The sequence below is a fragment of the Bradyrhizobium sp. WBOS07 genome (genome assembly GCF_024585165.1).
In the GTDB taxonomy this organism is placed as follows: Bacteria; Pseudomonadota; Alphaproteobacteria; order Rhizobiales; family Xanthobacteraceae; genus Bradyrhizobium; species Bradyrhizobium japonicum_B.
Map to the genome: position 1 here is coordinate 683,120 of NZ_CP029008.1, position 23,599 is coordinate 706,718.

Here is a 23,599-nt window from a genome sequence, read left to right on the forward strand (position 1 = left end):
AAATATGATAGCTTTGATGATTTAATTTCGGCGGATCATATTTGCGCCGGGATCCAACGCAACTTCGATGACACCCTATTGCGCCCGAACTCAGATTCCGATGTATTTACTTTTGACATTTAATTTTTGAGGATTTAATATTGTATTTAATCTGAGAGGAGTCGACAGCCCGGGGATGGCGTCCCCAGGCACAGTCGGAGTCTGCGGAATTGCATGCTGATTTCCAGCTTCACTCGCTGAGCGGCCTCTTTGCCCGCGTCGACTCTCTGCGCGACGAATATGTAGCCGCCAAACCTTGGCCCCACATCGTCGTCAACGACGCCTTTCCCGAGCGGCTGTTGGACATGGCCGCGGCCGAATGCACCGCCCTCCAAGAGGCGCGTCTGATTACCACGAACACTGATTGCCTGGTGAAGCAGGAGATATCGGATGGATTGGGGACGGCCACCCAGCATCTGCTGAACCTGGTGGACAGTGCCCGCTTCCGAGAATTCATTTCGGCGGTCACGGGCGTTCGCGATCTTCTTTGCGATCCGACACACAAATTTGCGGGAATACATCGAACGCCTCCAGGGGGCTTCACGAAGATTCACCGCGATTTCGAAGTTCACCCGACGACCGGGCTATTCCACCGAGTCAATTTGCTCGTCTATCTCAATCGGGATTGGCCCGAAGCTTACGGCGGCAGCCTCGAATTGTGGCCTGCGGATATGTCCGCGCTTGGATGCCGCATCTTCCCGCGGTTCAACACCATGATCCTCTGGGAGACGCACGGCGCCACCCTCCACGGCCTTCCGGATCCGGTCACCTGCCCGCCTGATCGAATGCGCCTTTCAGTCGCATCCTATTACTACACGACGACGCGCCGCGTCGCCGCGTCGGGCGAACGCCGCGTCCGGTATTGGGCCGCGCGACCAGGCGAGGATCAAGCGATCGAGCGAATGTGTTGGCAGGATCACCTTCGTACGCTCATACCCGACCCACTCTACAACGTGCTCCGGTCAGCGCGCGATCGGATATCCGGAGTGCGCCGGTCGAAAGAACCAAAGCTGGCCTCTTTCAGCGGCAACAGCAGGATCGATCAATGACCGGGAACCGAACGACGACCGTGCAATTGCGAGATGGCGATGCGGAAACGAGGGTTCTTCGCAGGCCGGGCTTCTCGCCCGTTCGACTGCGAACGCTGATGAAGCTCGCCCTCGCGGACACCGGGCTGGATATGTCGGGAATGACTGTGCTGACCGAAGCCGCGACCGGCGCGTATGCCGTGACCCCGGTGCTTGCTGCAATGGCAGGAGCCAAGCACGTCTACGCGTTCACGAAATCTGGCCGCCATGGGACCGCGTCCGACGCCAAGCGGGAGACTTTGGAGCTCGCAGCCCCGCTGGGCGTCGCTGATCGCATCGAGATTCTGGGCACGATAAGTCCTGAGGTCCTCTACAGCGTCGACATCTTAACCAACAGTGGCCACCTTCGTCCTCTTACAGCCGAGCTGATCGCCCAACTGCGGGATGACGCCGTGATTGCCTTGATGTTCGAGGCTTGGGAATTTCGTCATGAGGACCTCGATATCGAAGCGTGCGCACGGCGCAAGATCCCGGTGGTCGGCGTCAACGAGCGGCACCCCGCTGTCGACGTCTTCTCGTTCCTGGGCCCGCTCGCCGTGAAACAGTTGCACGACTGTGGTCTGGCGGTCCTCGGCAACAGAATCGGCCTGCTCTGCGACAATGACTTCCTTGCCCCGGTGCAGAACGGGCTTCAACGCCTGGGCGCAAACGTCGAGGCGTTCAACAGCGTTGCGGCGGTCCATCCCGGCGCGTGGGACGCCTTCGTCGTCGCGTTGCGGCCCGCGGACTCGCCGCGCATCGGCCAGGGAGAGGCTGCGCATCTGGCTGCATGCGCCCCTGCCGGCGCGATTGTGGTGCAGTTCTGGGGCGACATCGATCGAGCGGCACTGCAAGCCAATGGTCTCGCGGTCTGGCCCATGCAATCTGTCGGACAGGGCCACATGGGCATTCTTCTGTCCGAGATCGGTCCCGAGCCGATCGTACGATTGCAAACGGGCGGCTTGCGCGCGGCCGAATGGGTTCGTCGCGGCGGCGCCTTGACGCGAGATGGATTCGCCCAGCTCGTACCATGGCAGGGGTGACATGACAGAGCAGCTCCTGCCCGACGTCGTACTCCTCGCGGACGGACCGACCGGCTTCACGGCGCTTCGCTCATTGGCGGCGCGGTGCCGCGTAGTGCAGATCTTCCGGAAACCGGACCAGCCCGAGGCGGGCGCGCTAAGGTCATTTGCGAACAATCGCGACATCCCGATCGCGGAGCTGCAGGAACTGGCGCAACTTCGGAAAGTGATCGCGGACGCGCGCCCGGCGGCCGTTGTGATTTCTTCGTTCGATAGGATCATCCCGCCGCACATTCTCGCATTGTGCCGCTTCGTCAACGTCCACTATTCACTTTTGCCGCAATATCGCGGTCGCGCCAACGTCAACTGGGCGATCATCAATGGCGAGACGACTGCCGGCATCAGCATTCATCTCGTCATTCCGGAGCTCGACGGCGGCAATCTGCTGTTTCAGCAGGCTATCCCGATCGGCACGGATGACACGGTCACCGCGCTCTACGAGCGCCTCAACGCGATTCAGGAACGTGAACTCGGCGGGGTCGTGGTACGAGCGATCACCGGTTACCAGGGCACGTCTCAAAATACCGACCAGGCCTCCTATGGCTGCGCCCGTGTTCCGGAAGATGGAGAGATAGACTGGCGGCAACCTACCGATACCATCGACCGGCTGATCCGCGGCTTAACGCCGCCATTTCCTGGTGCCTTCACCCATCTTGGCGGCCATCGGCTCATCATTGCCAACGCTTCACCTCGGGTTGACGCGCCCTGCTATATCGGCCGCGTGCCAGGCCGGATCGTCGGGCGGTCGCCTACCGATGGCTGGGTGGATGTGTTGACTGGCGACGGCGTGCTGCGCCTGTTCAGCGTCCTTCCTCCCAATTCCGAGCGGCCGTGTGCTGCCGCTTCCGTCATCGGATCGACGCGAGCGACCCTCGGGCTGTCGCGTCTCGACCTTCTCCACCGGATCGTCGCGCTTGAAGATAGGCTCGCCTCGCTGGAGCAGCTCAAATGCGCTCCCGAGTAAGCACAACCGTTCAGGCCAGGGAAGGCTCAGAGCATTAGCTCCTGTCTCATACCCCTTCCCGTCCAACCGTGGCCCACAGCCCGTCACGGCCCGGGCTCTGCACGCGAACCCAACGATAGGACGTCCGCGACCACGGCTTGATCTGTGACGTGAGATTGTCGAGGACCAGATCGCCGCTTCTGGTACGCACGAGAAGCACCAGATGATGTTCACCGGAACTGACGACGACTTCGCCTAATAGGAGGACGCGCGAGGGCCAGCCGCGCCGAAGCAAGTCGTGGCGCTTGCTCACCGCGTAATCGTTGCAATCGCCACGCGCGGGGTGGATAGTCCATACCTCGCCCGAAAGACCAAGCTCGTTGCGGACCGGTTCTATCGCCAGATTGACGGTACGATTGATCTCCCGCAGGTCTGCCCATCGCTTCTCGGTCAACCGGATCGGGCCGCCTCGAAAGGAGCGTCGCGGGCGACATTCGGCCTGATAGCGCAGGCAAAACACCGTGTAAGTAAGGGGCGGCAGAGCCGGGCGCCCCAGCTCGATGTGCGCAGAATCCGCCTGGGGGACTCTCGGCGCAACCAGCAAAGCCGCTCGCGCCCACTGAACGCCTCCGATGACAATTGCTATAGCCGCTGCGATGACCGGGCCCGAGGTTCGATGCATCTGCCGATCCCCCTCCGTGCGTCAAACCGTGTCGGTTCAGCCGGCGCAAACGACCGACCCACATAATCGATATTTAATACATTATATTCCATTATATTTAAATAGCCATAAATATTAAATTCCCACTCATGCGCGACGCGCAACTGTGCCACCGCTTCAACTGACGCGAGGAGAAAGGGAACGACACCGCTTCGATCGGGGCCGTATATTCGGGTGAATGGTGTTGAAGCGGCGCGCCGCGCAGGACTCGCTCCGCACAGCGGCGCAATAATTGTTTGCCACCAATGCGATTTAATCGTTGATTTGAATAATTACCGGAGTCAAACCATCAAACGGGCGATCTCGGGCGGGACCAGTCACATGCCGGTCGAACTACTCGTCATTCTCGGAGCTGAAGCTTTGCTACTGGGCTTCGTAGCCACAATGAGGCTGCATGCCAGGCGAATGGACGTCCTGAGCGGACGATCATTCGAGCGCCCCATCGTCTCGCGGGGAGAGAAACGACATCCAGCGCGGTCGCTCCGTCGAAAGCTCCGCGATTTACCGCGGTTGACCGGGAGGTGGACGATCTCATTACGCTCGTTCCACCGGATTTTCTACAGCGCGCCGATAGCCACAATTCTGCTACGGCTCCTTCAAACCAGAGCGCCATCGCCGGTCCGGCTTCAGACGTGCGCGCGTCGGGCCGGCGCGCCCGTCCTCGGTGCTTGCGACCGCCCGGCCGTGCCTTCTTCGGCTGGTCGCAACACCGACGCGCAGGAAAAACACGCCGGTCCCGGATCCATACAGTCGAGCGCTGCTGCCATCTTGCACCAACTCAGCGCTCCTTAAACGCCCTCCCGGCCTGATCCTGCAGCGGCTTGAGCAGGTATGAAAGCGCGGTCCGGCCTGCCGTCTTGATGAAGACCTCGACTGGCATGCCGGGCAGCAACTTTGCGGCCCCGAGCTCCGCCAGCGCTTCCGGCTTCAGCAGGACGCGGCCTGTGTAGTAACTCGTGCCGGCACGCTGATCCTGCGTGATGTCTGCCGAGACCATGCTGACCTCGCCATCGATTTCGGGCGTGGTCTTCTGGTTGAAGGCTGCGAAGCGCATTGTCGCAGTCTGCCCCACATAGACCTGGTCGATATCCTTCGGTGCGATCTTGACCTCGACCGCGAGCGAGTCCGCATCGGGGACGATCAGCATGATTTGCTCGCCAGGAGATATCACCCCTCCGACCGTATGGACGCTGAGCTCATGGACACGGCCGGATTGCGGCGCCCTGATATCGACGCGATTCAACTGGTCGACCGCCGCTGTCTTGCGCTCGCCCAGCTCGGAGAGTTTCGAGCGCGTTTCGATCAGGTCCTTGCCGACCTCCGTTCGGAGGTCCTGGTCGATCTGAATGATCTGGAGTCCGATTTCGGAGATCTTGCCCTTCGACTGAGCGATCATTCCTGCGAGCTGGCTGCGCTCGCCTTCGATGCGGGCGGAGTCGCGCTCGAGGGAATTGAGCCGCGTGATCGGCACCAGATTTTTCTGCCAGAGGCTGCGCACACCCTCCAGCTCCTGGCGGATGAATTCGACTTCCTTCTGCTTGGCCTCGGTCTGACCCGTATAACCCTTGATTTCGTTTTCCAGCTGCGCGCCTTTCTCCTGCAGTTGCGCTTTTTGGCCGCTCCTCGCCTGACGGCGAAGGTCGAACAGCTTTCGCTCCGCGGTGATCGCACGGCTCGCCTCGGAGTTGCTATCCCTGGCCCGGTCGAGCAGCAATTTTGGAAACACGACCTGCTCGGCACCATCGCGTTCGGCCTCGAGGCGCGCCTGTCGCGCCAGCAGCTCATCGATGCTATTGGTGACGATCGTCGCATTTGCGAGCGTCTGCGTCTGGTCGAGGCGGATCAAAACGTCGCCCGCTTTGACCCGATCGCCCTGGCGCACGCGCAACTCACCCACGATTCCGCCAGTGGCGTGCTGAACTTTCTTGACGCTCGAATCCACCACGACGACGCCCTGAGCGATCACCGCGCCCGACAATTGGCTTGTCGTTGCCCAACCGCCGATCCCGAAAGTGACCAGACCCAACATGATCATACCGACGATCATGTAACGCTGGATCGATTGCATCGCCGGCGCCACCTGGCCGCTCATCGGCTGCCTCCTTGAGCTTCCGCCACCACCTTGAGCGGCACGGGATTCCGCAAGACCTTCCTGAGGACCTCCTCTCTCTTTCCGAAGGACTGAACCCTGCCCTCCCCGAGGCACAAGACATGGTCTACGGCTTCAAGCGCCTTTGGACGATGGGCGACAACGACGACTATCCCGCCACGGCGACGCACGTTTAGGATCGCCTCGGTCAGCGCCTCTTCGCCCTCGGCATCGAGATTTGACGAGGGCTCATCGAGCACGACCAGGAACGGCTTGCCGTAGAAGGCACGTGCGAGCCCGATACGCTGCCGCTGCCCCGCCGACAGCGCCAATCCCCCCTCGCCGATTTTCGTGCCGTACCCATCCGGAAGCGAAAGGATAAGATCGTGCGCACCCGCGGCATGCGCGGCCTCCAGCACAGCGGCGGCCGTCGCCTGCGGATCGAACCGCGCGATGTTCATCGCAATGCTGCCGTCGAACAATTCGACATCCTGAGGAAGGTAACCAATGTGCTTGCCGAGGGCGTCAGAAGACCAGTGCTCCAGCGCGGCGTTGTCCAGCCGTATCCGGCCTCGAATGCACGGCCATACCCCCACCAGCGCTCGGACGAGCGTCGATTTTCCGGATCCGCTCGGTCCAATGATTCCGACAGCCTGCCCGCTCCGCAGTTCGAACGACACTTCATGGACGGTGGGCCTCTCCGAGTTCGGCGCGCCAATAGAGAGATGCTCAACGGTGAGGGCTTCAACAGGAGGAGGCAGTGCCAGCCGTTCTTCCTCGCTAGGCAAAAGCTTCAACAAAGCATCTAGCCGTTGTCCCGACTGCCGCGCGGCGACGAACCCTTTCCAGTTCGCAATGGCCAGTTCGACGGGCGCCAAGGCCCGCGCGCTGAGGATCGAGCCGGCAATGATGATGCCGGCCGTCGATTCCTGGTTGATGACAAGGACTGCGCCAACGGCGAGAACCAGCGATTGCAGGATCGCCCGGAAGATCTTGGAGGCGCCTCCGAGGCTGTTTGCGACATCGCTGGCGCGCTCATGGGCTGCGAGATACTTCGCGTTGACATCCCGCCACCGCAGCGCCGCCTGCTGCCGCATGCCCATGGCTTGCAGAACCTCGGCATTACGTCGGCCCTCGAGCGCCAATGCCGTTCGCGAAACTGCGAGACGCGAGGATGCCCTTGCCGGCCCGCGCGTCCGAGTCTCCGTGAGCATCGTGATGCCAACGAGCACCAGCGCGCCGGTCAACGCGGTGACGCCGATCCAAAAGTGAAAAAGAAAGCAAACGCCGAGATAGATTGGCATCCAGGGCAGATCGAAGAGCGCCGTCGGCCCGCCGCTCGACAGGAAGCTGCGGACCTGATCAAGATCCCGCACCGGCTGCAAGCCGTCGCCATCGGCTCTGGTCTTCAAAGGCAGGCGAACAAGCGCATCGAATATGCGAATGCCGAGCCGTTCATCAAAATACCGGCCGACCCGCGCGCTGATCCTGCTCCTGACGAAGTCGAGCCCACCCTGAAACAGGTAAAGGACCGTAGCCAGAACCATCAAGGCGACCAAAGTCGGTATGCTGCGCCCGGGCAGCACGCGATCATAGACTTGCAGCATGAAGAACGAGCCGGTGAGCATGAGGAGATTGCTCATGCCGCTGAAGGCCGCGAGCGCCCAGAATATCCTGCGGCAAGACCGCAGGAATGCGGACATCTCTGACTGCGGCTCCTCATAGTTCTCCGTCGGCCGGAAACGACCGACGAATATCCGTTGCCGAAGGGCTTCAACCACGCGCCTTGCCCAGCCTACGAGCCGCGACGTCGGCGGTTCGGCTTCATTCGCCAGCCGGCGCCCGGCCGACCATAGTCCTGACAAATGCATAATTGGGATTCGATAAAGATTCGCAGGCGGGGGAATTACCCCCCGCCGTCCAGTATCAGTCATGACACCTGCCCTCTAGTCATGCCTATGCGGGGGATCCCCTGCGAGATCTCCCGAGGCAATTGTTGAGTACCAGTTTTTGTCTGGCGAGCCGTCCCCTACGCGAAGTGGAAGTCGTGGCTGTTCAGCTTGTCGAGCTGCGTGTTCTTCAATGTGAGAGTGTCGCTCCCCGTCGCGATAACGACGTCGTGGCCTGACTGGGCGGCGTGGGAGAGAACGCTCGCAAAACTGTCGAATACGCTCTTGCTGAACTCGATCGTGTCGTGACTAGGTCCGCGGGCAGCGAAGTCCTTGATAACATCCTGGCCGAAGTTCGGCGCAAACTGGAACGTATCTGCCCCCGCTTTGCCAACCATGACATCGTTGCCGGTGGTGCCAGTCAGCGTGTCGCTGCGGCACGAGCCGATCATCGCCGCGCCCGAGCTGGTTCCGACCACGTGGCCTGTCGTGTCGACCTGCTCCGCGGTGAAGGCATGGGACTTGCCCGACAGGTCGGAGGTCTGGAAGCTCCACTTGCCGTCGGCGTCCGTCGTGGACGAACCGACCGAGGTCGTGCCGTCATACAGCTTGATCTCGCTGTTGGGATCGGCCGTGCCCTTGATCGTTGCCGCGGCAACGATCAAGGGCACGGCCGATCCCAACAGCGAGATCAAGCTGTATGACGGCACGACCTCGGTCGGTTCGTCCACGACGGACGCCGACGGCAAGTGGAGCTTCCAGACCTCCGACCTGTCGGGTAAGTCCCACGCCTTTACCGCGGCGCAGGTCGACACCACAGACCACGTGGTCGGAACCAGCTCGGGCGGGGCGATGATCGGCTCGGGCCGCAGCGACACGTTGACTGGCACCACCGGCAACGATTTCATGGTTGGCAAAGCGGGAGCGGATACGTTCCAGTTTGCGTCGAACTTCGGCCAGGACGTCATCAAGGACTTCGCTGCCCGCGGACCTAGTCACGACACGATCGAGTTCAGCAAAAGCGTGTTCGACAGTTTTGCTAGCGTTCTCTCCCACGCGGCCCAGTCGGGCCACGACGTCGTCATCGCGACGGGGAGCGACACTCTCACGCTGAAGAACACGCAGCTCGACAAGCTGAACAGCCACGACTTCCACTTCGCGTAGGGGACGGGTCGGCCACACAAACTAATACTTAACAGCTGTGTCGGGGGATCTCTTGGGGAATCCCCCGACATAGGCATGACTAGAGTTGGACGGCGGGTGATAATCCCTCCGCCAACGGCTTTCCAGAACGCATGTCGGAAGTTCGAGCCTTCCGGATCCCCATTTTTCATAGGCAAGAGTTATGGTTTGCCGCGCCATTCGGCGCGAAAATTGCTAGAAACGGATGGCTTCCTTCCTCGCTGGCGGGGCTGCCATGCCGCAGCACCGCGCTGCCTCATCCGGAGACGACGATGCCCTTTGACCTGATCCTGCGCGGGGGACGCGTGATCGACCCCTCGCAGAAACTCGATGCCGTGACCGATGTCGCCTTTGCCGGCGGCAAGGTGGCGGCGGTCGGCAGCGCGCTGAAGGCCGATCCGGCGACCGAGGTACGCGACGTCTCGCAGTTCATCGTCACGCCTGGGCTGATCGATCTGCACACCCATGTCTACTGGGGCGGCACCTCGCTCGGCATCGATGCCGAGGAGTTTTGCCGGCTCTCCGGGGTCACCACCGCGGTCGACACCGGCAGCGCCGGGCCCGGCAATTTCGCCGGCTTCCGCAAGCACGTGATCGAGCCGAGCCAGGTCCGCATCCTCGCCTATCTGCACGTCTCGCATGCCGGCATCTTCGGCTTCTCGCACCGGATCATGGTCGGCGAGAGCGAGGAATTGCGCCTGATGAACCCGATCGAGGCGGCCAAGGTGGCCGATGCCAATCGCGACCTCATCGTCGGCATCAAGGTCCGCGTCGGACTGCATTCCTCGGGGACATCAGGCGCGGTGCCGCTCGGCATCGCGCTCGAGGTTGCGAACGAGGTCGGCATGCCCCTGATGGCGCATATCGACCATCCGCCGCCGAGCTATGAGGAGGTGCTGGCCCGCCTGCGGCCCGGCGACGTGCTGACCCACGCGTTCCGCCCGTTCCCGAACACGCCGGCGACCGCGCAAGGCACGGTGAAGAAGGCGGTGCTGGAGGCGCGCGAGCGCGGCGTGCTGTTCGACATCGGCCACGGCAAGGGCTCGTTCGCCTTCAAGACCGCGCGCGCGATGCTCGCCAATGGTTTCTATCCCGACACCATCTCCTCCGACATCCATCAGCTCTGCATCGACGGCCCGGCCTTCGACCAGGTCACGACCCTGTCGAAATTCCTGTGCATGGGCATGGAGCTGTCCGACGTGATCGCGGCCTCGACGGTGAATGCGGCGATGGCGCTGCGCCGCCCCGAGCTCGGCAGCCTCAAGCCCGGCAGCGTCGGCGACGCCACGCTTATCACAGTGAAGCAAGGCCAGTTCGACTATGAGGACGTGGTCGGCGAGCATCTGATTGGCGACCGCAAGATCGTCTCGGAGGGCGTCGTCATCGGCGGCCGCTGGTGGCATCCGAATTGAAGCATGTGAGGCGGCAGTGAGAGATATCGGTCAGGCCTCTTTCGTTCCTTCGACTACGAGACTGATGCGAAGGGCTGCGGCATTCACTCTGCTCGCCTGCATCGCCTCGTTGCCGCTCGTGCCGAGTTGCTGGGCCGCATCGCAATCTCGCGACAATTGCAGAGACAAGGGCTACGACGCCGATGGAATAATCCAGGCTTGTACAGACCTTCTGCAAAAGCGGAGCTGGGACAGCTTCGTCCATCTTCACGTCCGTTCAAAAGCCTGGCTTGCGAAGCAGGATTGCGTGCGAGCCCTGACTGACGAAAACGAATCCATTCGCCTGTTTCTCAATGATCCACTCGTCGCACGCAAGAAGATGAGCGGGGAGGATCGGCAATTCTTTCGAATGCACGGGTTCCTGGGAAAGATCGAGATCTATCTCTTTTGCTTTCTGGACTACGACAAGGCGCTCTCGGTCGTCGAAGAAGCCATGGCGGTCTATCCAAATCAGACCGACCTGTATAACCGTCGCGGCCTCATCTACATCCAGACCAGGAATTTCGATCAGGCGTTCAGAGATCTGCAGCGAGCGATCGATCTGGCGGACAAGAAGGACGTTGCTTTCAACAACCGCGCAAGCGTCTTTAACGGTCTCGGAGATTTCGACAGCGCCATTCGCGATGCAAACAGCGCCATCGCCTTTAATCCGAAGAGCGGAGAGGCTTATGGCAACCGGGCTGTAGCCTTCAGTGGCAAGGGAGAACACGGCCGCGCCATCGAAGACATCAATACGAGACTCAAACTTGATCCGGAAGGCCAGGCGGGGCCGTTAGCTCATCGCGGCAAGTATCACTTGAAAGGCGGGGATCTGGAGTCCGCGCTCACGGATCTCACTCGGTCGATTGCATTGTTCGAGAAAAACAAGGTCGAGCCGGTTATCGCACTTTGCGCGCGCGGAGACCTTTTCCGATTTCGGGGGGAGTTTTCTCGCTCACTCGAGGATTTTGATAGAGCGATCAGTTCGCGGGCCGATTTTGCTACCGCTTATACTGGTCGCGGGCTAACCTATGAGCGGATGGGCGATCTGAAGAGGGCCCGGAGTGATTTCGAAAAAGCCCTTGGATTTCCCGCGCAGCAATATGACACCAATCTCGAAGCGCAAATAACCGCGAGAGCGAGGCTTGCGGCGTTGGATTCGGGTGAAGCCCAGCCCGTCATACCCGTCACGACCGGCAAGCCTGTGGCCCCATTTTCGGTCACCACGTCGCCCCTGATTGCGCCAGTATTGACCGCTCCCCGTTTGCCGCCCGGTCCCGAACGCCAGGGCCGGCGGGTCGCGCTCGTCATCGGTAACGCCGCCTATCAAAAAGCCGGAGTTCTCAAGAACCCCCTGAACGATTCCGAAGCTGTTGCCGCCGCCCTTCGAAATATTGGTTTCGACGAAGTGATGGTGGCGACGGATACGACGAAGGAGCGACTTACGGCGGCCCTCCAGGGGTTCGCGCGCGCTTCCGACGCTGCCGATTGGGCCGTGGTCTACTATTCGGGCCACGGCATCGAGATGGCGGGAAGAAACTATCTGCTTCCCATCGACGTTGTGCTGAGGACTGACCGAGACGTGCAGTTCGAAGCGGTGCCCGTTGATCAAGTGATGGCATCGATCGACGGTGCGCGCAAGTTGAAGCTGATCGTGCTGGACGCCTGCCGCAACAACCCATTCGCGGACACAATCAAGCGAACGGGACCGCGCGAAGCCGTGACGCTCGATGCGAGCAACGTCGGCGAGATCGGAACTCGCGCGGTTGGGCGGGGACTTGGCGAAATCAAGGTAAAGGGCGCTTCGCTCGTCGTTTTCGCGGCAAAGCATGGCCAGACTGCCCTTGACGGGGAAGGACGGAATTCGCCCTTTGCAATAGCGCTGGTTCAGCGCATTGCAACGCCCGGCGTGGAAATGAACAAGGTCTTCCGGCTCGTCCGCGACGATGTATTGGAAGCGACCGCGGGACGGCAAGAGCCCTACACTTATGGATCACTGCCGGGCAGGGAGGATTTCTTCTTTGTCAGCAAATGATGACGGGCACCTGATCGGGGCGAGATCGTCTCCGAAGACGTCGTTCTGGCGCGGACGGCATCGCGGCCATGGCGGTCCTGCGCGCGGATCAGTCGCGTCCCGCCTCCATGATCGCCTTGGCAAGGCGCGCCGGATCGGAGAAGCACAGCTCGTGGCTTCCCGGCACCTGCACCAGGCGGAACAGGCCGAGCTTCTCCGATAGACGCGGATGCCAGCCATGGCTGTGCGGCAGCGCAGTATCTTCCGTGCAGTTGATGTAGGACTTGGCCAGCGGCATCTCGGCCGGATTGCTCTTGAGCGTGATCTTGTCGGTGAAGGTCGCCAGCGGATGCGGGTTGAGGAGGTCGTAGGCGCGTTGCGCCGTCTCCAGATCAGCGTCGTTGATGAAGGCCTCGCGCCAGATCGGGAATGGCAACACGACCGAGCCGTCGCCGCGTTCGGCGGCGATGGCGTCGAACAACCCGACATAATGCGGCGGCACCATGTCGTTGAGGCATTCGCCATTGTTGGGTACGAAGGCATTCCAGTAGACGAGACGGCGGATGCGATCGGGCGCAAGGTCGGCAACGCCGGTGATGATCATGCCGCCATAGGAATGGCCGAGCAGGATCACGTCCTTCAGATCGTTCTCGGCAAGGTATTCGGCAATCGACTGGATCGCCTCCTTCAACCCTGTCGTCTTGGCATCGCCCGGACGGTTGCCCTTGATGGTGGGGGTATGGACCTGATGGCCGGCCGCCCGGATCGGTGTGGCGACAGGTTCGAACTCGGCTCCGGTGTGCCAGGCGCCGTGGACGAGGACGTAGGTCGACATGTTGTGGCTCCTCCCGAGACTGTGATTAGATTGACGCCGCGCCGCTTTGGCCGGCAGCGGTGCTGCCGCGCGTCGATTGTGGACCAGCGGCGGATGCGCCGCTTGGCTGGAAGCGAACCGGATTGGTCTCGGAGTGAACCGATGCAGCAGATCGAGCACGCCATGCCGTCACGCCAATCGGCCTGGGATACTGCTGGCGTCCGGCCGGCTGAGCAATTTGCCTATTATCGTGAGGCGATCTGCCAGGCCTTCATGAATCTGACGCCGGAGCCGGCGGCCGCACCCGGCTTTCCCGCCAGCGTCGAGCACGTCCGTCTCGGCGAGGCCGCGATCAACCGCGTCAGCTTTCCCGAGCACGTGGTGCGGCGCTCTGCGGCCGACATCGCGGCATCCGACCGCAGCTGCTTCTACCTCAACCTGAAGCTAGCCGGCCGCTGCCGCATTCAACAGGACGGCCGGGAGATCAGCCTGGCGCCCGGACAGGTCGGCATCTTCGACAGCGATCGGCAGTTTGCGCTTCTGCACGACCGCGGTCCGCAATTGCGCGTCGCTTCGTTCTGGGTACCGTCCGAGGCCTTGCGCGAACGGCTGCCGGCTTCGTTCGACGTCGCTGCGGCGCGGGTCTCCGACGATGCCGTCGTCGGCCACCTCATCGTCGAGACCGCGCGCACGCTCAGCGACGGCGCGCTGCGCATGACCGAGGACGAGGGCGTGCGGCTGTTCCGGGCGCTGATCGAGCTGGTCGCCGTAAGCCTGTCGCGGCGTGGCCGAGCCGGTGCTGCGGAGACTGAGGGTCTCGCCGATGCAACCACGCTGGCATTGAAGCGCGCCATTCACCGGCGGCTCCGCGAGCCCGGCCTTGCGGTCGCCGATGTCGCCGGCGCCGTGGGTATCAGCGAGCGCTACGTGCACAAGCTGCTGGCGCGATCAGGCTCCAGCTTCACCGAGTACGTCATCGACAACAGGCTCGACGGCGCGGCCAGGGATCTCAGCGATCCCGCGATGGCGGATCGTGCGATCGGCGCCATCGCGTTCGATTGGGGCTTCTCGGACCTCTCCCACTTCACGCGGCGCTTCAAGCAGCGCTTCGGCTGCCGGCCGCGCGACTGGCGCGCGCGATGATTGACAGCGACCTGATCTACAAGGATCTGGCGATCAACAGCTTCATGATCTCGTTGGTGCCGCCATAGATCTTCTGGATGCGGGAATCGATGAAGATGCGCGAGATCGGGTATTCCTGCATATAGCCGTAGCCGCCGAACAGCTGGAGGCACTCGTCGGCGGTCTCGACCTGCTTCTCCGAGCACCAATATTTCGCCATCGACGCCGTGACGGTGTCGAGATCGCCGGCGACCAGGCGCTCGATGCACCAGTCGACGAAGACGCGCGCGATCATCGCCTCCGTCTTGCGCTCGGCGAGCTTGAAGGCGGTGTTCTGGAAGTCCATCAGCGGCTTGCCGAAGGCCTTCCGCTCCTTGGTGTAGTCGGTGGTCAGCTTGACCGCGCGCTCCATCGCGGCGACGGCACCGACCGCGAGCGCAAGGCGCTCCTGCGGCAATTGCTGCATTAGCTGGACGAAGCCCTGGCCTTCCTCCTTGCCGAGCAAATTCTCCGGCGGCACCGTGACGTTGTCGAAGAACAGTTCCGAGGTGTCGGAGGCATGCAGGCCGATCTTGTCGAGGTTGCGCCCGCGCTTGTAGCCGTCGGCGCCCGCGGTCTCGACCACGATCAGCGAGATGCCCTTTGCGCCAGCTTCGCCGGTGCGCGCGACCACGATGACGAGATCGGCCGCCTGGCCATTGGTGATGAAGGTCTTCTGGCCGTTGATGACGTAGGAATTGCCCTGCTTCTTCGCCGTGGTCTTGACGGCCTGCAGATCCGAGCCGGTGCCGGGCTCGGTCATGGCGATGGCGCCGACCATCTCGCCGGAGGCCATCTTCGGCAGCCAGCGCTTCTTCTGCTCCTCCGAGCCGTAATTGAGGATGTAATGCGCGACGATGGCGCTGTGCACGGAGACGCCGGTGGTCAGCTCCGGCACGGTGCTTTCGAGGTCGTCCAGCACCGCGGCGTCGTAGGCGAAGGTGGCACCAAGGCCGCCATATTCCTCCGGCACGCTCGCGAGCAGCGCGCCCATCTCACCGAGCCCGCGCCAGGCGAAGCGGTCGACCATCTTCTGCTCGCGCCATTTCTCGGCATGCGGCGCCAGATCCTTGGCAAGATATTTCCGGAACTGGTCGCGAAACGTGTCCAGCTCTTCGGTCATCCACGACGATCGGTATTGCATCAGCGCCTCGCTCTCAGACAATCAGGCCGCCGCCGGCGACCACCACCTGACCGCTGATATAATTGGATTCCGGGCTGCAGAACAGATAGACGGCGTCGGCCGCCTCTTCCGGCTTGCCGCCGCGTCCGAGCGGGATCATGCGCGACATCGCCTCCAGCATCTGCGGCTGAACGCCGACCTTGATGTCGCGGCCGGCGACGTCGATGGTCTTCTGTTGCGCCTCGATCGGCTGGGTCAGACGGGTGTTGATGAGACCGAAGGCGACGCAATTGACGTTGACCTTGTAGCGGCCCCACTCCTTGCACATGGTCCGGGTCAGGCCGATCAGCGAGGCCTTGGCGGAGGAATAGCTGGCCTGTCCGGCATTGCCGTAGAGGCCTGCGATCGAGGAGATGTTCACGACCTTGCGGAATACCTCGCGTCCCTCCTCGGCCTCCTTCCTGGCGAAGACGCGAATCGGCTCGGCGGCCGCGCGCAGAAGCCGGAACGGGGCGACGAGATGGACGTCGAGCATGGCTTGGAACTGCTCGTCCGTCATCTTCTGGATGGTGGAGTCCCAGGTGTAGCCGGCATTGTTGACGATGATGTCGAGCCCGCCGAACTTGTCCAGTGCAGCGCCGACGAAGCGGTCGGCGAAACCGGTTTCCGAGACGCTGCCGTTCACGGCAGCGGCATCGCTGCCGAGCGCCTTGATCTCCGCGACCACCGCGTCGCCCGGCTCGGCGTCGAGGTCATTGACGACGACCCTGGCGCCTTCGCGCGCCAGCTTGAGCGCGATCGCGCGTCCGATGCCGCGGCCCGAGCCGGTGACGAGCGCGACCTTCCCTTGTAACTTTGCCATTGCATGTGTCCTCTTGCTGTCACAGCGCGATGATCGCGCTACCTTCGAGCTTCACCTCGCCGCGATCGTCCCTGGTGATGAGCGCCAGCCTTGCGCGGCGCTCGCCAGCCTCGGCGAAGAGCTCGGTCACCGTTCCCTCGCAAGTCAGCCTGGCGCCGAGCTGGGTTATCGAGACGAACCGGGTCGCAAAGCTGCGGAGCTTCGACGGCGGCACCGCATCCGTGAGCGCCTGGCCGAGGAAGGCCATCACCAGCATGCCGTGGGCGAACACGTCGGGAAATCCGGCCGCCTTGGCGAAGTCGATATCGACGTGGATCGGATTGTGATCGCCCGATGCGCCGCAATAGAGCGCGAGGGTGTGACGGGTGATCGGCGGAAAGGCCTTGTGGACGATTCGATCGCCGGCCTTGATGTCTGTGGACACCGTCATGATGCCACCTCGTTGCGGACGACGATGGTGCGCGTGGTGTCGGCGACATGCACGCCGTCCTGGTTCGTCACCTCGCATCGGATGCCGATCAGCGTCATTGCGCCGCCCTTCTTGTCCGTCACGCTGGCCACGCGCGGTCGAAACGTCAGCGTGTCCCCGACCAGCACCGGCGCGTGATAGACGAAGCTCTGCTCGCCGTGCAGCACGCGGGCGAGGTCGATGCCGAGTGCAGTGAACATCTCGAAGGGGTCGTCGACGTCCATCATTTCGAGGCAGAACAAATAGGTCGGCGGCACCGGGATGCCGGTGAACCCGGCCGCCCGGGCAGCATCCGCGTCGCGGTAGACCGGATTCTGTTCACCCAACGTGTTGAGGAAGTAGCGGAGACGGCCGGGCTCCACGCGCGCGGTGACCGGCGTGAAGCTGCGCCCTACGGCGGACTGGTCGACCATGGCCGATATCAGTGCCGCTGGTAGAGCGTGACGACGCAGGCGCCGCCGAGACCGAGATTGTGCTGAAGCGCGACCTTCGCACCGTCGACCTGCGTCGAGCCCGCCGTGCCGCGCAACTGCCGTGTCAGCTCGTAACACTGCGCAAGCCCGGTAGCGCCGAGCGGATGGCCCTTCGACAGCAATCCGCCGGACGGATTGGTCACGATCCGCCCGCCATAGGTGTTGTCGCCGTCATTGATGAACTTGCCGGCTTCACCCTCGCCGCAGAGACCCAGCGCCTCGTAGGTGATGAGCTCGTTGTGGGCGAAGCAGTCGTGCAGCTCGACGACGTCGAGATCGTCGGGCCCGATGCCGGCGCTTTCATAGACGCGGCTCGCCGCTTCTTTAGCCATGTCGTAGCCGACCAGCTGCATCATGTCGCCGGCCTTGAAGGTCGAGGGCGTGTCGGTGGTCATGGCCTGCGCCGCGATGCGCACCTCCTTGCCGATGCCGTGCTTGTCCGCAAACCGCTCCGACACCAGCACGGCCGCGGCGCCGCCGCAGGTCGGCGGGCACGCCATCAGGCGCGTCATCACGCCCGGCCAGATCACCTGGTCGTTCATGACGTCCTCGGCCGTGACTTCCTTGCGGAACAGCGCGAGCGGATTGTTCCTGGCATGACGGCTCGCCTTGGCGCGCACCTTGGCGAAGGCATCAAGCGGTGTGCCGTATTTCTTCATGTGGCTGAGGCCTGCGCCGCCGAAATAACGCAGCGCCAGCGGAATGCCGGGCGCGTCGATCAGCTGGTCCGCAGCCGCGTCGAACTCCTCGAACGCGCTCGGGCGATCGGTGTAGACGCTGCCAAGCGCGCCCGGCTTCATCTGCTCGAAGCCGACCGCCAGCACGCAGTCCAGCGCGCCGCTCGCGATCATCTGCCGCGCCATGAACAGCGCGGTGGAGCCGGTCGAGCAATTGTTGTTGACGTTGACGATGGGGATGCCGGTCATCCCGACATGGTAGAGCGCGCGCTGCCCGCAGGTGGAATCGCCGTAGACGTAGCCGGCGTAGGCCTGCTGCACCTTGTCGTAACCGAGGCCGGCATCGGCGAGCGCCAGCTTGATCGCCTCCGTTCCCATCTCGTGATAGGGCGCGCTGGCGCCCGGCTTGGCGAACGGGATCATGCCGACCCCTGCGACGATGACGTCAGACATCGCTTCCTCCCAATAAATTACCCGTTGGACTTTTTATTACCCATGGGTAATATATCGGTCGATGCCCACGAGAGTCAACCGAGCCAGCATGGATTCCGCGCCGCCCGTTCCGCCCTCGTCGCCGTCGCCTTGGCTGCCGTTCGAGAGCCGCCGCCGCGCCCGCGACGAAAAGCGCGAGGCGGTGCTGCGCGCCGCCGTGCAGCTGTTCCTGGAGCAGGGCTATCATCGCGTGACGCTGAACGAGGTCGCCGAGCGGCTGAACATCACCAAGCCCGCGCTCTATAATTACTTCCGGGGCAAGGACGAGATCCTGTTCGAATGCTGGTCGATGGGCGCCGAGCTCGTCGACAGCGTGATTACCGAGATCAACGCCGGCGGCGGTTCGGGCCTGTCCAAGCTGCGCAAGCTGGTGCACGCCTATGCCGCGCTGATGGCGACCGATTTCGGCGCGAGCCTGGTGCGTTTCGATCTGCGCGATCTGGCCGAGCGGAACGCCGCCGTCGCACGTGCCGCCAAGAAGCGCATCGACACCACGTTCCGGAAGTATATCTCCGGGGGCATCGACGACGGCTCGATCAGGCCGTGCGATCCCAAGCTTGCAGCGTTCGCGATCGCGGGCGCGCTCAACTGGATCGGCCATTGGTATCGCCGTGACGGCGGGCTGTCGCCGAGCGAAATCGCCGACGAGTTCACGGTTCGGCTGACGGAAGGCCTGGCGACCGCGGGCCGGCAGCAGATGACAAAGAAGACGCCGAGAGCGCCGCAACGGCGCAACTCAGGACGCAAAACGACCGGGAAGAAACGAACGGGAGGGAGAGTGGGATGAACATCACGCACGGATTGCGGCGCGCGCTGCAGATCAATCCAAAGGGTCTGGCGACGGTCTATGGCCAGCGGCGGCGCAACTGGGGCGAGCTCGGCGAACGCGTCGCCAGGCTGGCCGGCGGCCTGCGCACGCGCGGCGTCGCGGACGGCGACCGCGTCGCCGTCCTTTCATTCAACTCGGACCGCTATCTCGAGCTGTATCTGGCGACCGGCTGGGCAGGCGGCGTGATCGTGCCGCTCAACATCCGCTGGAGCGCCCTCGAAAACGAGGATGCGCTGCGCGACTGCCGTGCCTCCGTTCTACTGGTCGACAAGGCCTTCGCGCAGGTTGGCGCGCAGCTTGCCCAGGCCATTCCCGCGCTGAATCTGGTCTATGCCGACGACGGCGTGGTGCCGGCGGGGATGGAGAGCTATGAGGATCTGGTCGCGGGCAGTGCTCCCGTTGCCGATGCCATGCGCAAGGGCGAGGATCTCGCCGGCATCTTCTATACCGGCGGTACCACCGGGCGGTCCAAGGGCGTGATGCTCAGCCACCAGAACCTGATGGCCAATGCGCTCAATGCCCTTGGCGAAGGACTGTTTCCGGCGAGCACGACCTATCTGCATGCGGCGCCGATGTTTCACCTCGCCAACGGCGCGGCGATGTATTCGCTGCTGCTCTCCGGCGGCTCCAACGTGATCGTTCAGGGTTTTACGCCCGAAGGCGTGATGGCTGCGATGCAGAACGAGCGTGTCACCGACGTGCTGCTGGTGCCCACGATGATCCAGATGCTGGTCGACCATCCCGCGATCGGAAAGTACAACCTGTCGTCGCTCCAGCACATCATCTACGGGGCCTCGCCGATCAGCGAGGCGGTGCTCGACCGCGCCGCGCGCGCGCTGCCGCATGTGCGTTTCACCCAGGCCTATGGCATGACCGAATTGTCGCCGATCGCGACGCTGCTGCATGCGAACGAGCATGTCGGGGAGGGGCGCAGGAAGGGACGTCATCGCGGCGCCGGCCGCGCCACGCTCGGCTGCGAGGTGCGGATCGTCGATGAGAACGACCAACCCGTGCCGGCAGGCGCCGTCGGCGAGATCGTGGTGCGCGGCGACACCGTGATGATGGGCTATTGGGAGCGGCCGGAGGAGACCGCGCGCGCCGTCATCGACGGCTGGATGCATACGGGCGACGGCGGCTACATGGACGAGGACGGCTTCATCTATGTCGTCGACCGCGTCAAGGACATGATCATCTCTGGCGGCGAGAACGTGTACTCGGTCGAGGTCGAGAACGCGCTGGCGCAGCATCCGTCGGTGCTGCAATGCGCCGTCATCGGAATTCCCAACGAGCAATGGGGAGAGCAGGTCCACGCCGTCGTGGTCAGACGCAGCGGCGTCGAGGTCTCGCCCGGCGAACTGATCGAGTTCACGAAGACGTTGATTGCGGGCTACAAATGTCCCCGCAGCATCGAGATCACCGAGGCACCGCTGCCGCTGTCCGGCGCCGGCAAGGTGCTGAAGCGCGAACTGCGCAGGCCGTTCTGGGAAGGCCGGGAACGGCGGGTCAGCTGACGGCTCCCACGCGTTAAGGCGTGCCGCCGTGGGTGCGTGCGAAGTTTCATGTTTCCACATCGCGGTCGCGCGGGTATCTCTTGCGGGACTCATCGGGAACATCCAATCTTGGTCGAGACGCGCGAGCTCAAGCTTGACATCGAACGCATCGGCACGGTCTCTGCGATCCTGAGGCAGCCGGGCCGTGCGCGTGCCTGCTACGTGCTGGCGCATGGCGCCGGGGCCGATATGCGCCATTCCTTCATGGAGAGGGTCGCGGAGGGGCTTGCGAACCGCGGCATCGCGACCTTCCGCTTCAATTTCCCCTACATGGAGAAGAAGCTGGGGCGTCCCGACCAGCCCGCTGTCGCGCATGCCGCCATTCGGGCGGCAGTCGAGGAGGCGGCGCGGCTGTGCCCGGAATCGAAGCTCGTCGCGGGGGGAAAGTCGTTCGGTGGCCGCATGACCTCGCAAGCGCAGTCGAAGTCTCCGCTGCCAGGCGTGAGAGGTCTCGCCTTCCTCGGCTTCCCCCTGCATGCCGCGAAGAAGCCGTCCTCCGAGCGCGCCGAGCATCTCGCCGGCATCACCGTCCCGATGCTATTCCTGCAAGGCACGCGTGACGAGCTTGCCGATCTTGGCCACCTCACGCCGGTCATCGCGCAGCTCGGAGCGAAGGCGACGCTGCATCAGGTCGAAGGCGGGGATCACTCGTTTGCGGTGCTGAAGAAGTCCGGCCGCACCAACGACGAGGCGCTCACCGAGGTGCTGGACACGCTCGCGGCCTGGATCGACCAAGTCACCTGAAGCTCACGCCGCATAAAGTCCCTTGTCGCGCGCTTTCTGGATCGCCAGCGCGGCGATCAGGTCGAGCGTCGGCGTCGACAAGCCGGCGGTGCGCGCGAAGGCGGCGGGCGCCCGAACCAGCACGTCGATCTCCATGGCGCGGCCGAGCTCGTAATCCTGGAGCAGCGAAGGCTTGTGATTGGGGGCGGGGCCGCTGCGGGTCACGCGCTTGACCTCGGGGATGAAATGCTGGGCGATGTCGTTGGCCTCGTTCAGCATGCGCGGGATGACCTCGGCGAAAGCGGGGTCGTCGCGCACGCCACGCGCGGTCTGGCCGGTAAGCAGGCACAGCACCGACAGCGACATGTTGGTCAGCAGCTTTGACCAGATCGCCTCGCGAATATCAGCCACCGGCGGCGATTCCAGCCGCGCGTCGTTGAAGACATTGCGCAGCCTGGAGATGCGTTCGCTATGACGGTCGTCGCATTCGCCGATCAGGAGGCGGTTGCGGTCCGGCGTGAGGTTGTGCACGACGCCCGGCGCGGTCACCTCGTTGGAGGAGAAGACGACGCCGCCGATGATCCGTTCCTTCGGGATGCAGGCGCGCAGGCGCCCGCCGGGGTCGAGGAAGGAGATATCCGGTGGCGTCGGATGCCGCGGCGGCAGGCCGATGCCGTACCACCAGGGAATGCCGTTCTGCGCGAACACGATGGCGGTATCGTCCTGCAGCAGCGGCTTGATGCTGGACACCAGCCCGGGCAGTGCGGTCGCCTTCAGCGTCGAGATCACGACGTCCTGTGGGCCGAGCTGGGCCGGATCACCCGACGCGTTCACCTTGGCGCCGACCTCGGAATCGCCGACCCTCAGCTTGAGGCCGCCTGCGCGCGCCGCCTCCAGATGCGCGCCCCGCATCACGCAGGAAACGTCATGGCCGGCGCGGGCGAGCCGGACCGCGATGTGGCTGCCGACGGCGCCCGCGCCGAAAATGCAGATGCGCATGATAATTCTGTCCTGTCCCTTGCCTATCCCTTGGCGCCACCCGGGTAGCAGCATGGCACAAGCCGCCATGCGATGGGCGCGACCGCCCCACGCTGGAAAGATATGGATCGGGACGCATCGCCTCGGCCATAGTGCACGCCAATCAAACGACCGGAGGATCGCCGATGACTGCCAGCCCCGTCCTGTGGACCCTCGATGAGCGTGGGGTTGCGACCGTTACGTTGAACCGCCCCGAGGTCAACAATGCCTATGACGGCGCGTTGATCGCGGGCGTGCTCGCGGCGATGGACGATTTGGGGACGAAGCCTCACCTGCGCGTCGTCGTGCTCAAGGGCAACGGCAGGCACTTTCAGGCCGGCGCCGATCTGAAATGGATCAACGGCGTTCGGCCGCAATCGGCCGAAGCGAACGAAGCGGCCTCGCGTGCGACTTTCGAGGCGGTGCAGCGGCTCAACACGCTGCCGATACCGACCGTTGCGCTGGTGCAGGGCGGCTGCTTCGGCGGCGGCACCGGCGTGATCGCGGCTTGCGACGTCGTGATCGCCGCGGACAATGCCCTGTTCTCGATCACCGAGGTGCGCTGGGGCCTGACCGCGGCGATCATCATCCCGCAGCTCTGTGACGCCATCGGCGTCCGCCAGGTCCGCCGCTACGCGCTCACCGGCGAACGTTTTGGCGCCGAGGACGCCCGCCGCATTGGCCTCGTCCACGAGGTGGTGCCGCTGGCCGAGCTCGAAGCTGCCGGCAGCAAGGTGGTCGAGCAATTGCTCGCCAACGGCCCGGAAGCGATGGCCGAGACCAAGAAGCTCGCACTGGAAAGCTCGTTCGGCGGCATGGCGGTGGACGATGCCGCCTACGCCCGGCTCGTGCAGCTGCATTCGCTCAAGCGGCAGAGCGCGGAGGCGGCGGAGGGACTGGCCTCGTTCGCGGAGAAGCGGGCGGGGAGGTGGGGCGGTGGTAAGAGCTGAACG

Annotated in this window: 22 protein-coding genes; 11 read left to right on the forward strand and 11 right to left on the reverse strand. The window is 63.5% G+C overall.

What is annotated here, in order from left to right:
• Positions 1–209: 209 nt before the first annotated feature.
• The 3 genes from DCM79_RS03300 (at position 210) to DCM79_RS03310 (ending at position 3,152) form a co-directional block, all read left to right on the forward strand.
• The gene (locus DCM79_RS03300) at positions 210–1,088 is read left to right on the forward strand and encodes a 2OG-Fe(II) oxygenase (RefSeq protein ID WP_257178618.1); all 879 of its coding nucleotides are present in this window, start codon (positions 210–212) and stop codon (positions 1,086–1,088) included.
• A 98-nt stretch (positions 1,089–1,186) separates the two neighbouring features.
• Entirely contained in the window at positions 1,187–2,149 is a 963-nt protein-coding gene (locus tag DCM79_RS03305; protein WP_257178619.1) for a hypothetical protein, read from the forward strand.
• Between the two features lies 1 nt (position 2,150).
• On the forward strand, positions 2,151–3,152 hold the full coding sequence (locus tag DCM79_RS03310; protein ID WP_257178620.1) for a methionyl-tRNA formyltransferase: 1,002 nt from the start codon (positions 2,151–2,153) through the stop codon (positions 3,150–3,152).
• 46 nt (positions 3,153–3,198) lie between these two features.
• On the opposite strand, the gene DCM79_RS03315 is transcribed toward DCM79_RS03310, so the two are convergent.
• From DCM79_RS03315 to DCM79_RS03330, 4 genes are all read right to left on the reverse strand, one after another.
• A complete protein-coding gene (locus DCM79_RS03315; RefSeq protein ID WP_257178621.1) occupies positions 3,199–3,813 on the reverse strand; it encodes a transglutaminase-like cysteine peptidase in 615 nt (204 codons plus the stop codon).
• 817 nt (positions 3,814–4,630) lie between these two features.
• Positions 4,631–5,944, reverse strand: coding sequence for an HlyD family type I secretion periplasmic adaptor subunit (locus tag DCM79_RS03320; RefSeq protein WP_257178622.1), 1,314 nt, complete (start codon positions 5,942–5,944; stop codon positions 4,631–4,633).
• On the reverse strand, positions 5,941–7,644 hold the full coding sequence (locus DCM79_RS03325; protein ID WP_257178623.1) for a type I secretion system permease/ATPase: 1,704 nt from the start codon (positions 7,642–7,644) through the stop codon (positions 5,941–5,943). Before DCM79_RS03325 ends, DCM79_RS03320 begins: the two co-directional genes overlap by 4 nt.
• Before the next feature lie 326 nt (positions 7,645–7,970).
• Positions 7,971–8,501, reverse strand: a complete 531-nt coding sequence (locus DCM79_RS03330) for an Ig-like domain-containing protein (protein ID WP_257178624.1) — start codon at positions 8,499–8,501, stop codon at positions 7,971–7,973.
• Here DCM79_RS03330 and DCM79_RS03335 point away from each other — a divergent pair.
• The 3 genes from DCM79_RS03335 to DCM79_RS03345 all read left to right on the forward strand — a co-directional run bounded on the left by DCM79_RS03335 (position 8,464) and on the right by DCM79_RS03345 (position 12,477).
• On the forward strand, positions 8,464–8,994 hold the full coding sequence (locus DCM79_RS03335) for a hypothetical protein (protein ID WP_257178625.1): 531 nt from the start codon (positions 8,464–8,466) through the stop codon (positions 8,992–8,994). The genes DCM79_RS03330 and DCM79_RS03335 overlap by 38 nt on opposite strands.
• Positions 8,995–9,284: 290 nt before the next feature.
• Positions 9,285–10,424, forward strand: a complete 1,140-nt coding sequence (locus DCM79_RS03340) for an amidohydrolase/deacetylase family metallohydrolase (protein WP_257178626.1) — start codon at positions 9,285–9,287, stop codon at positions 10,422–10,424.
• Positions 10,425–10,488: 64 nt separating this feature from the next.
• On the forward strand, positions 10,489–12,477 hold the full coding sequence (locus DCM79_RS03345; RefSeq protein WP_257178627.1) for a tetratricopeptide repeat protein: 1,989 nt from the start codon (positions 10,489–10,491) through the stop codon (positions 12,475–12,477).
• An 88-nt stretch (positions 12,478–12,565) separates the two neighbouring features.
• Here DCM79_RS03345 and DCM79_RS03350 read toward each other — a convergent pair whose 3' ends face one another.
• Complete coding sequence (locus DCM79_RS03350; RefSeq protein ID WP_257178628.1) at positions 12,566–13,291, reverse strand: alpha/beta fold hydrolase; 726 nt, start codon at positions 13,289–13,291, stop codon at positions 12,566–12,568.
• 141 nt (positions 13,292–13,432) lie between these two features.
• Here DCM79_RS03350 and DCM79_RS03355 point away from each other — a divergent pair, with 141 nt between their 5' ends.
• Positions 13,433–14,413, forward strand: a complete 981-nt coding sequence (locus DCM79_RS03355; RefSeq protein ID WP_257178629.1) for a helix-turn-helix domain-containing protein — start codon at positions 13,433–13,435, stop codon at positions 14,411–14,413.
• A gap of 16 nt (positions 14,414–14,429) precedes the next feature.
• Here DCM79_RS03355 and DCM79_RS03360 read toward each other — a convergent pair whose 3' ends face one another.
• Genes DCM79_RS03360 through DCM79_RS03380 form a run of 5 tightly spaced genes read right to left on the reverse strand, consistent with a single transcriptional unit; the run spans position 14,430 to position 18,488 of the window.
• Entirely contained in the window at positions 14,430–15,575 is a 1,146-nt protein-coding gene (locus DCM79_RS03360; RefSeq protein WP_257178630.1) for an acyl-CoA dehydrogenase family protein, read from the reverse strand.
• Between the two features lie 13 nt (positions 15,576–15,588).
• A complete protein-coding gene (locus DCM79_RS03365) occupies positions 15,589–16,416 on the reverse strand; it encodes an SDR family NAD(P)-dependent oxidoreductase (RefSeq protein ID WP_257178631.1) in 828 nt (275 codons plus the stop codon).
• A 19-nt stretch (positions 16,417–16,435) separates the two neighbouring features.
• The gene (locus DCM79_RS03370) at positions 16,436–16,846 is read right to left on the reverse strand and encodes a MaoC family dehydratase (protein ID WP_257178632.1); all 411 of its coding nucleotides are present in this window, start codon (positions 16,844–16,846) and stop codon (positions 16,436–16,438) included.
• Complete coding sequence (locus DCM79_RS03375; RefSeq protein WP_257178633.1) at positions 16,843–17,298, reverse strand: MaoC family dehydratase N-terminal domain-containing protein; 456 nt, start codon at positions 17,296–17,298, stop codon at positions 16,843–16,845. The genes DCM79_RS03370 and DCM79_RS03375 overlap by 4 nt, the downstream gene beginning before the upstream one ends.
• Positions 17,299–17,306: 8 nt before the next feature.
• Positions 17,307–18,488, reverse strand: a complete 1,182-nt coding sequence (locus DCM79_RS03380) for a lipid-transfer protein (protein WP_257178634.1) — start codon at positions 18,486–18,488, stop codon at positions 17,307–17,309.
• 88 nt (positions 18,489–18,576) lie between these two features.
• Between DCM79_RS03380 and DCM79_RS03385 the strand changes: the two genes are divergently transcribed.
• From DCM79_RS03385 to DCM79_RS03395, 3 genes are all read left to right on the forward strand, one after another.
• Positions 18,577–19,314 carry a TetR/AcrR family transcriptional regulator gene (locus tag DCM79_RS03385; protein ID WP_257178635.1) on the forward strand — a complete coding sequence of 246 codons (738 nt, stop codon included), beginning with the start codon at positions 18,577–18,579 and terminating at the stop codon, positions 19,312–19,314.
• Positions 19,311–20,867, forward strand: coding sequence for a long-chain fatty acid--CoA ligase (locus DCM79_RS03390; RefSeq protein WP_257178636.1), 1,557 nt, complete (start codon positions 19,311–19,313; stop codon positions 20,865–20,867). Before DCM79_RS03385 ends, DCM79_RS03390 begins: the two co-directional genes overlap by 4 nt.
• Positions 20,868–20,972: 105 nt before the next feature.
• Positions 20,973–21,650 carry an alpha/beta family hydrolase gene (locus DCM79_RS03395; protein WP_257180679.1) on the forward strand — a complete coding sequence of 226 codons (678 nt, stop codon included), beginning with the start codon at positions 20,973–20,975 and terminating at the stop codon, positions 21,648–21,650.
• Positions 21,651–21,653: 3 nt separating this feature from the next.
• Here the strand turns inward: DCM79_RS03395 and DCM79_RS03400 are convergent, their stop codons facing one another.
• Positions 21,654–22,628 (reverse strand): ketopantoate reductase family protein, encoded by a 975-nt coding sequence (locus DCM79_RS03400; protein ID WP_257178637.1) that lies wholly within the window; start codon positions 22,626–22,628, stop codon positions 21,654–21,656.
• A 164-nt stretch (positions 22,629–22,792) separates the two neighbouring features.
• Between DCM79_RS03400 and DCM79_RS03405 the strand changes: the two genes are divergently transcribed.
• Positions 22,793–23,596, forward strand: coding sequence for an enoyl-CoA hydratase-related protein (locus DCM79_RS03405; RefSeq protein ID WP_257178638.1), 804 nt, complete (start codon positions 22,793–22,795; stop codon positions 23,594–23,596).
• Positions 23,597–23,599 lie beyond the last annotated feature (3 nt).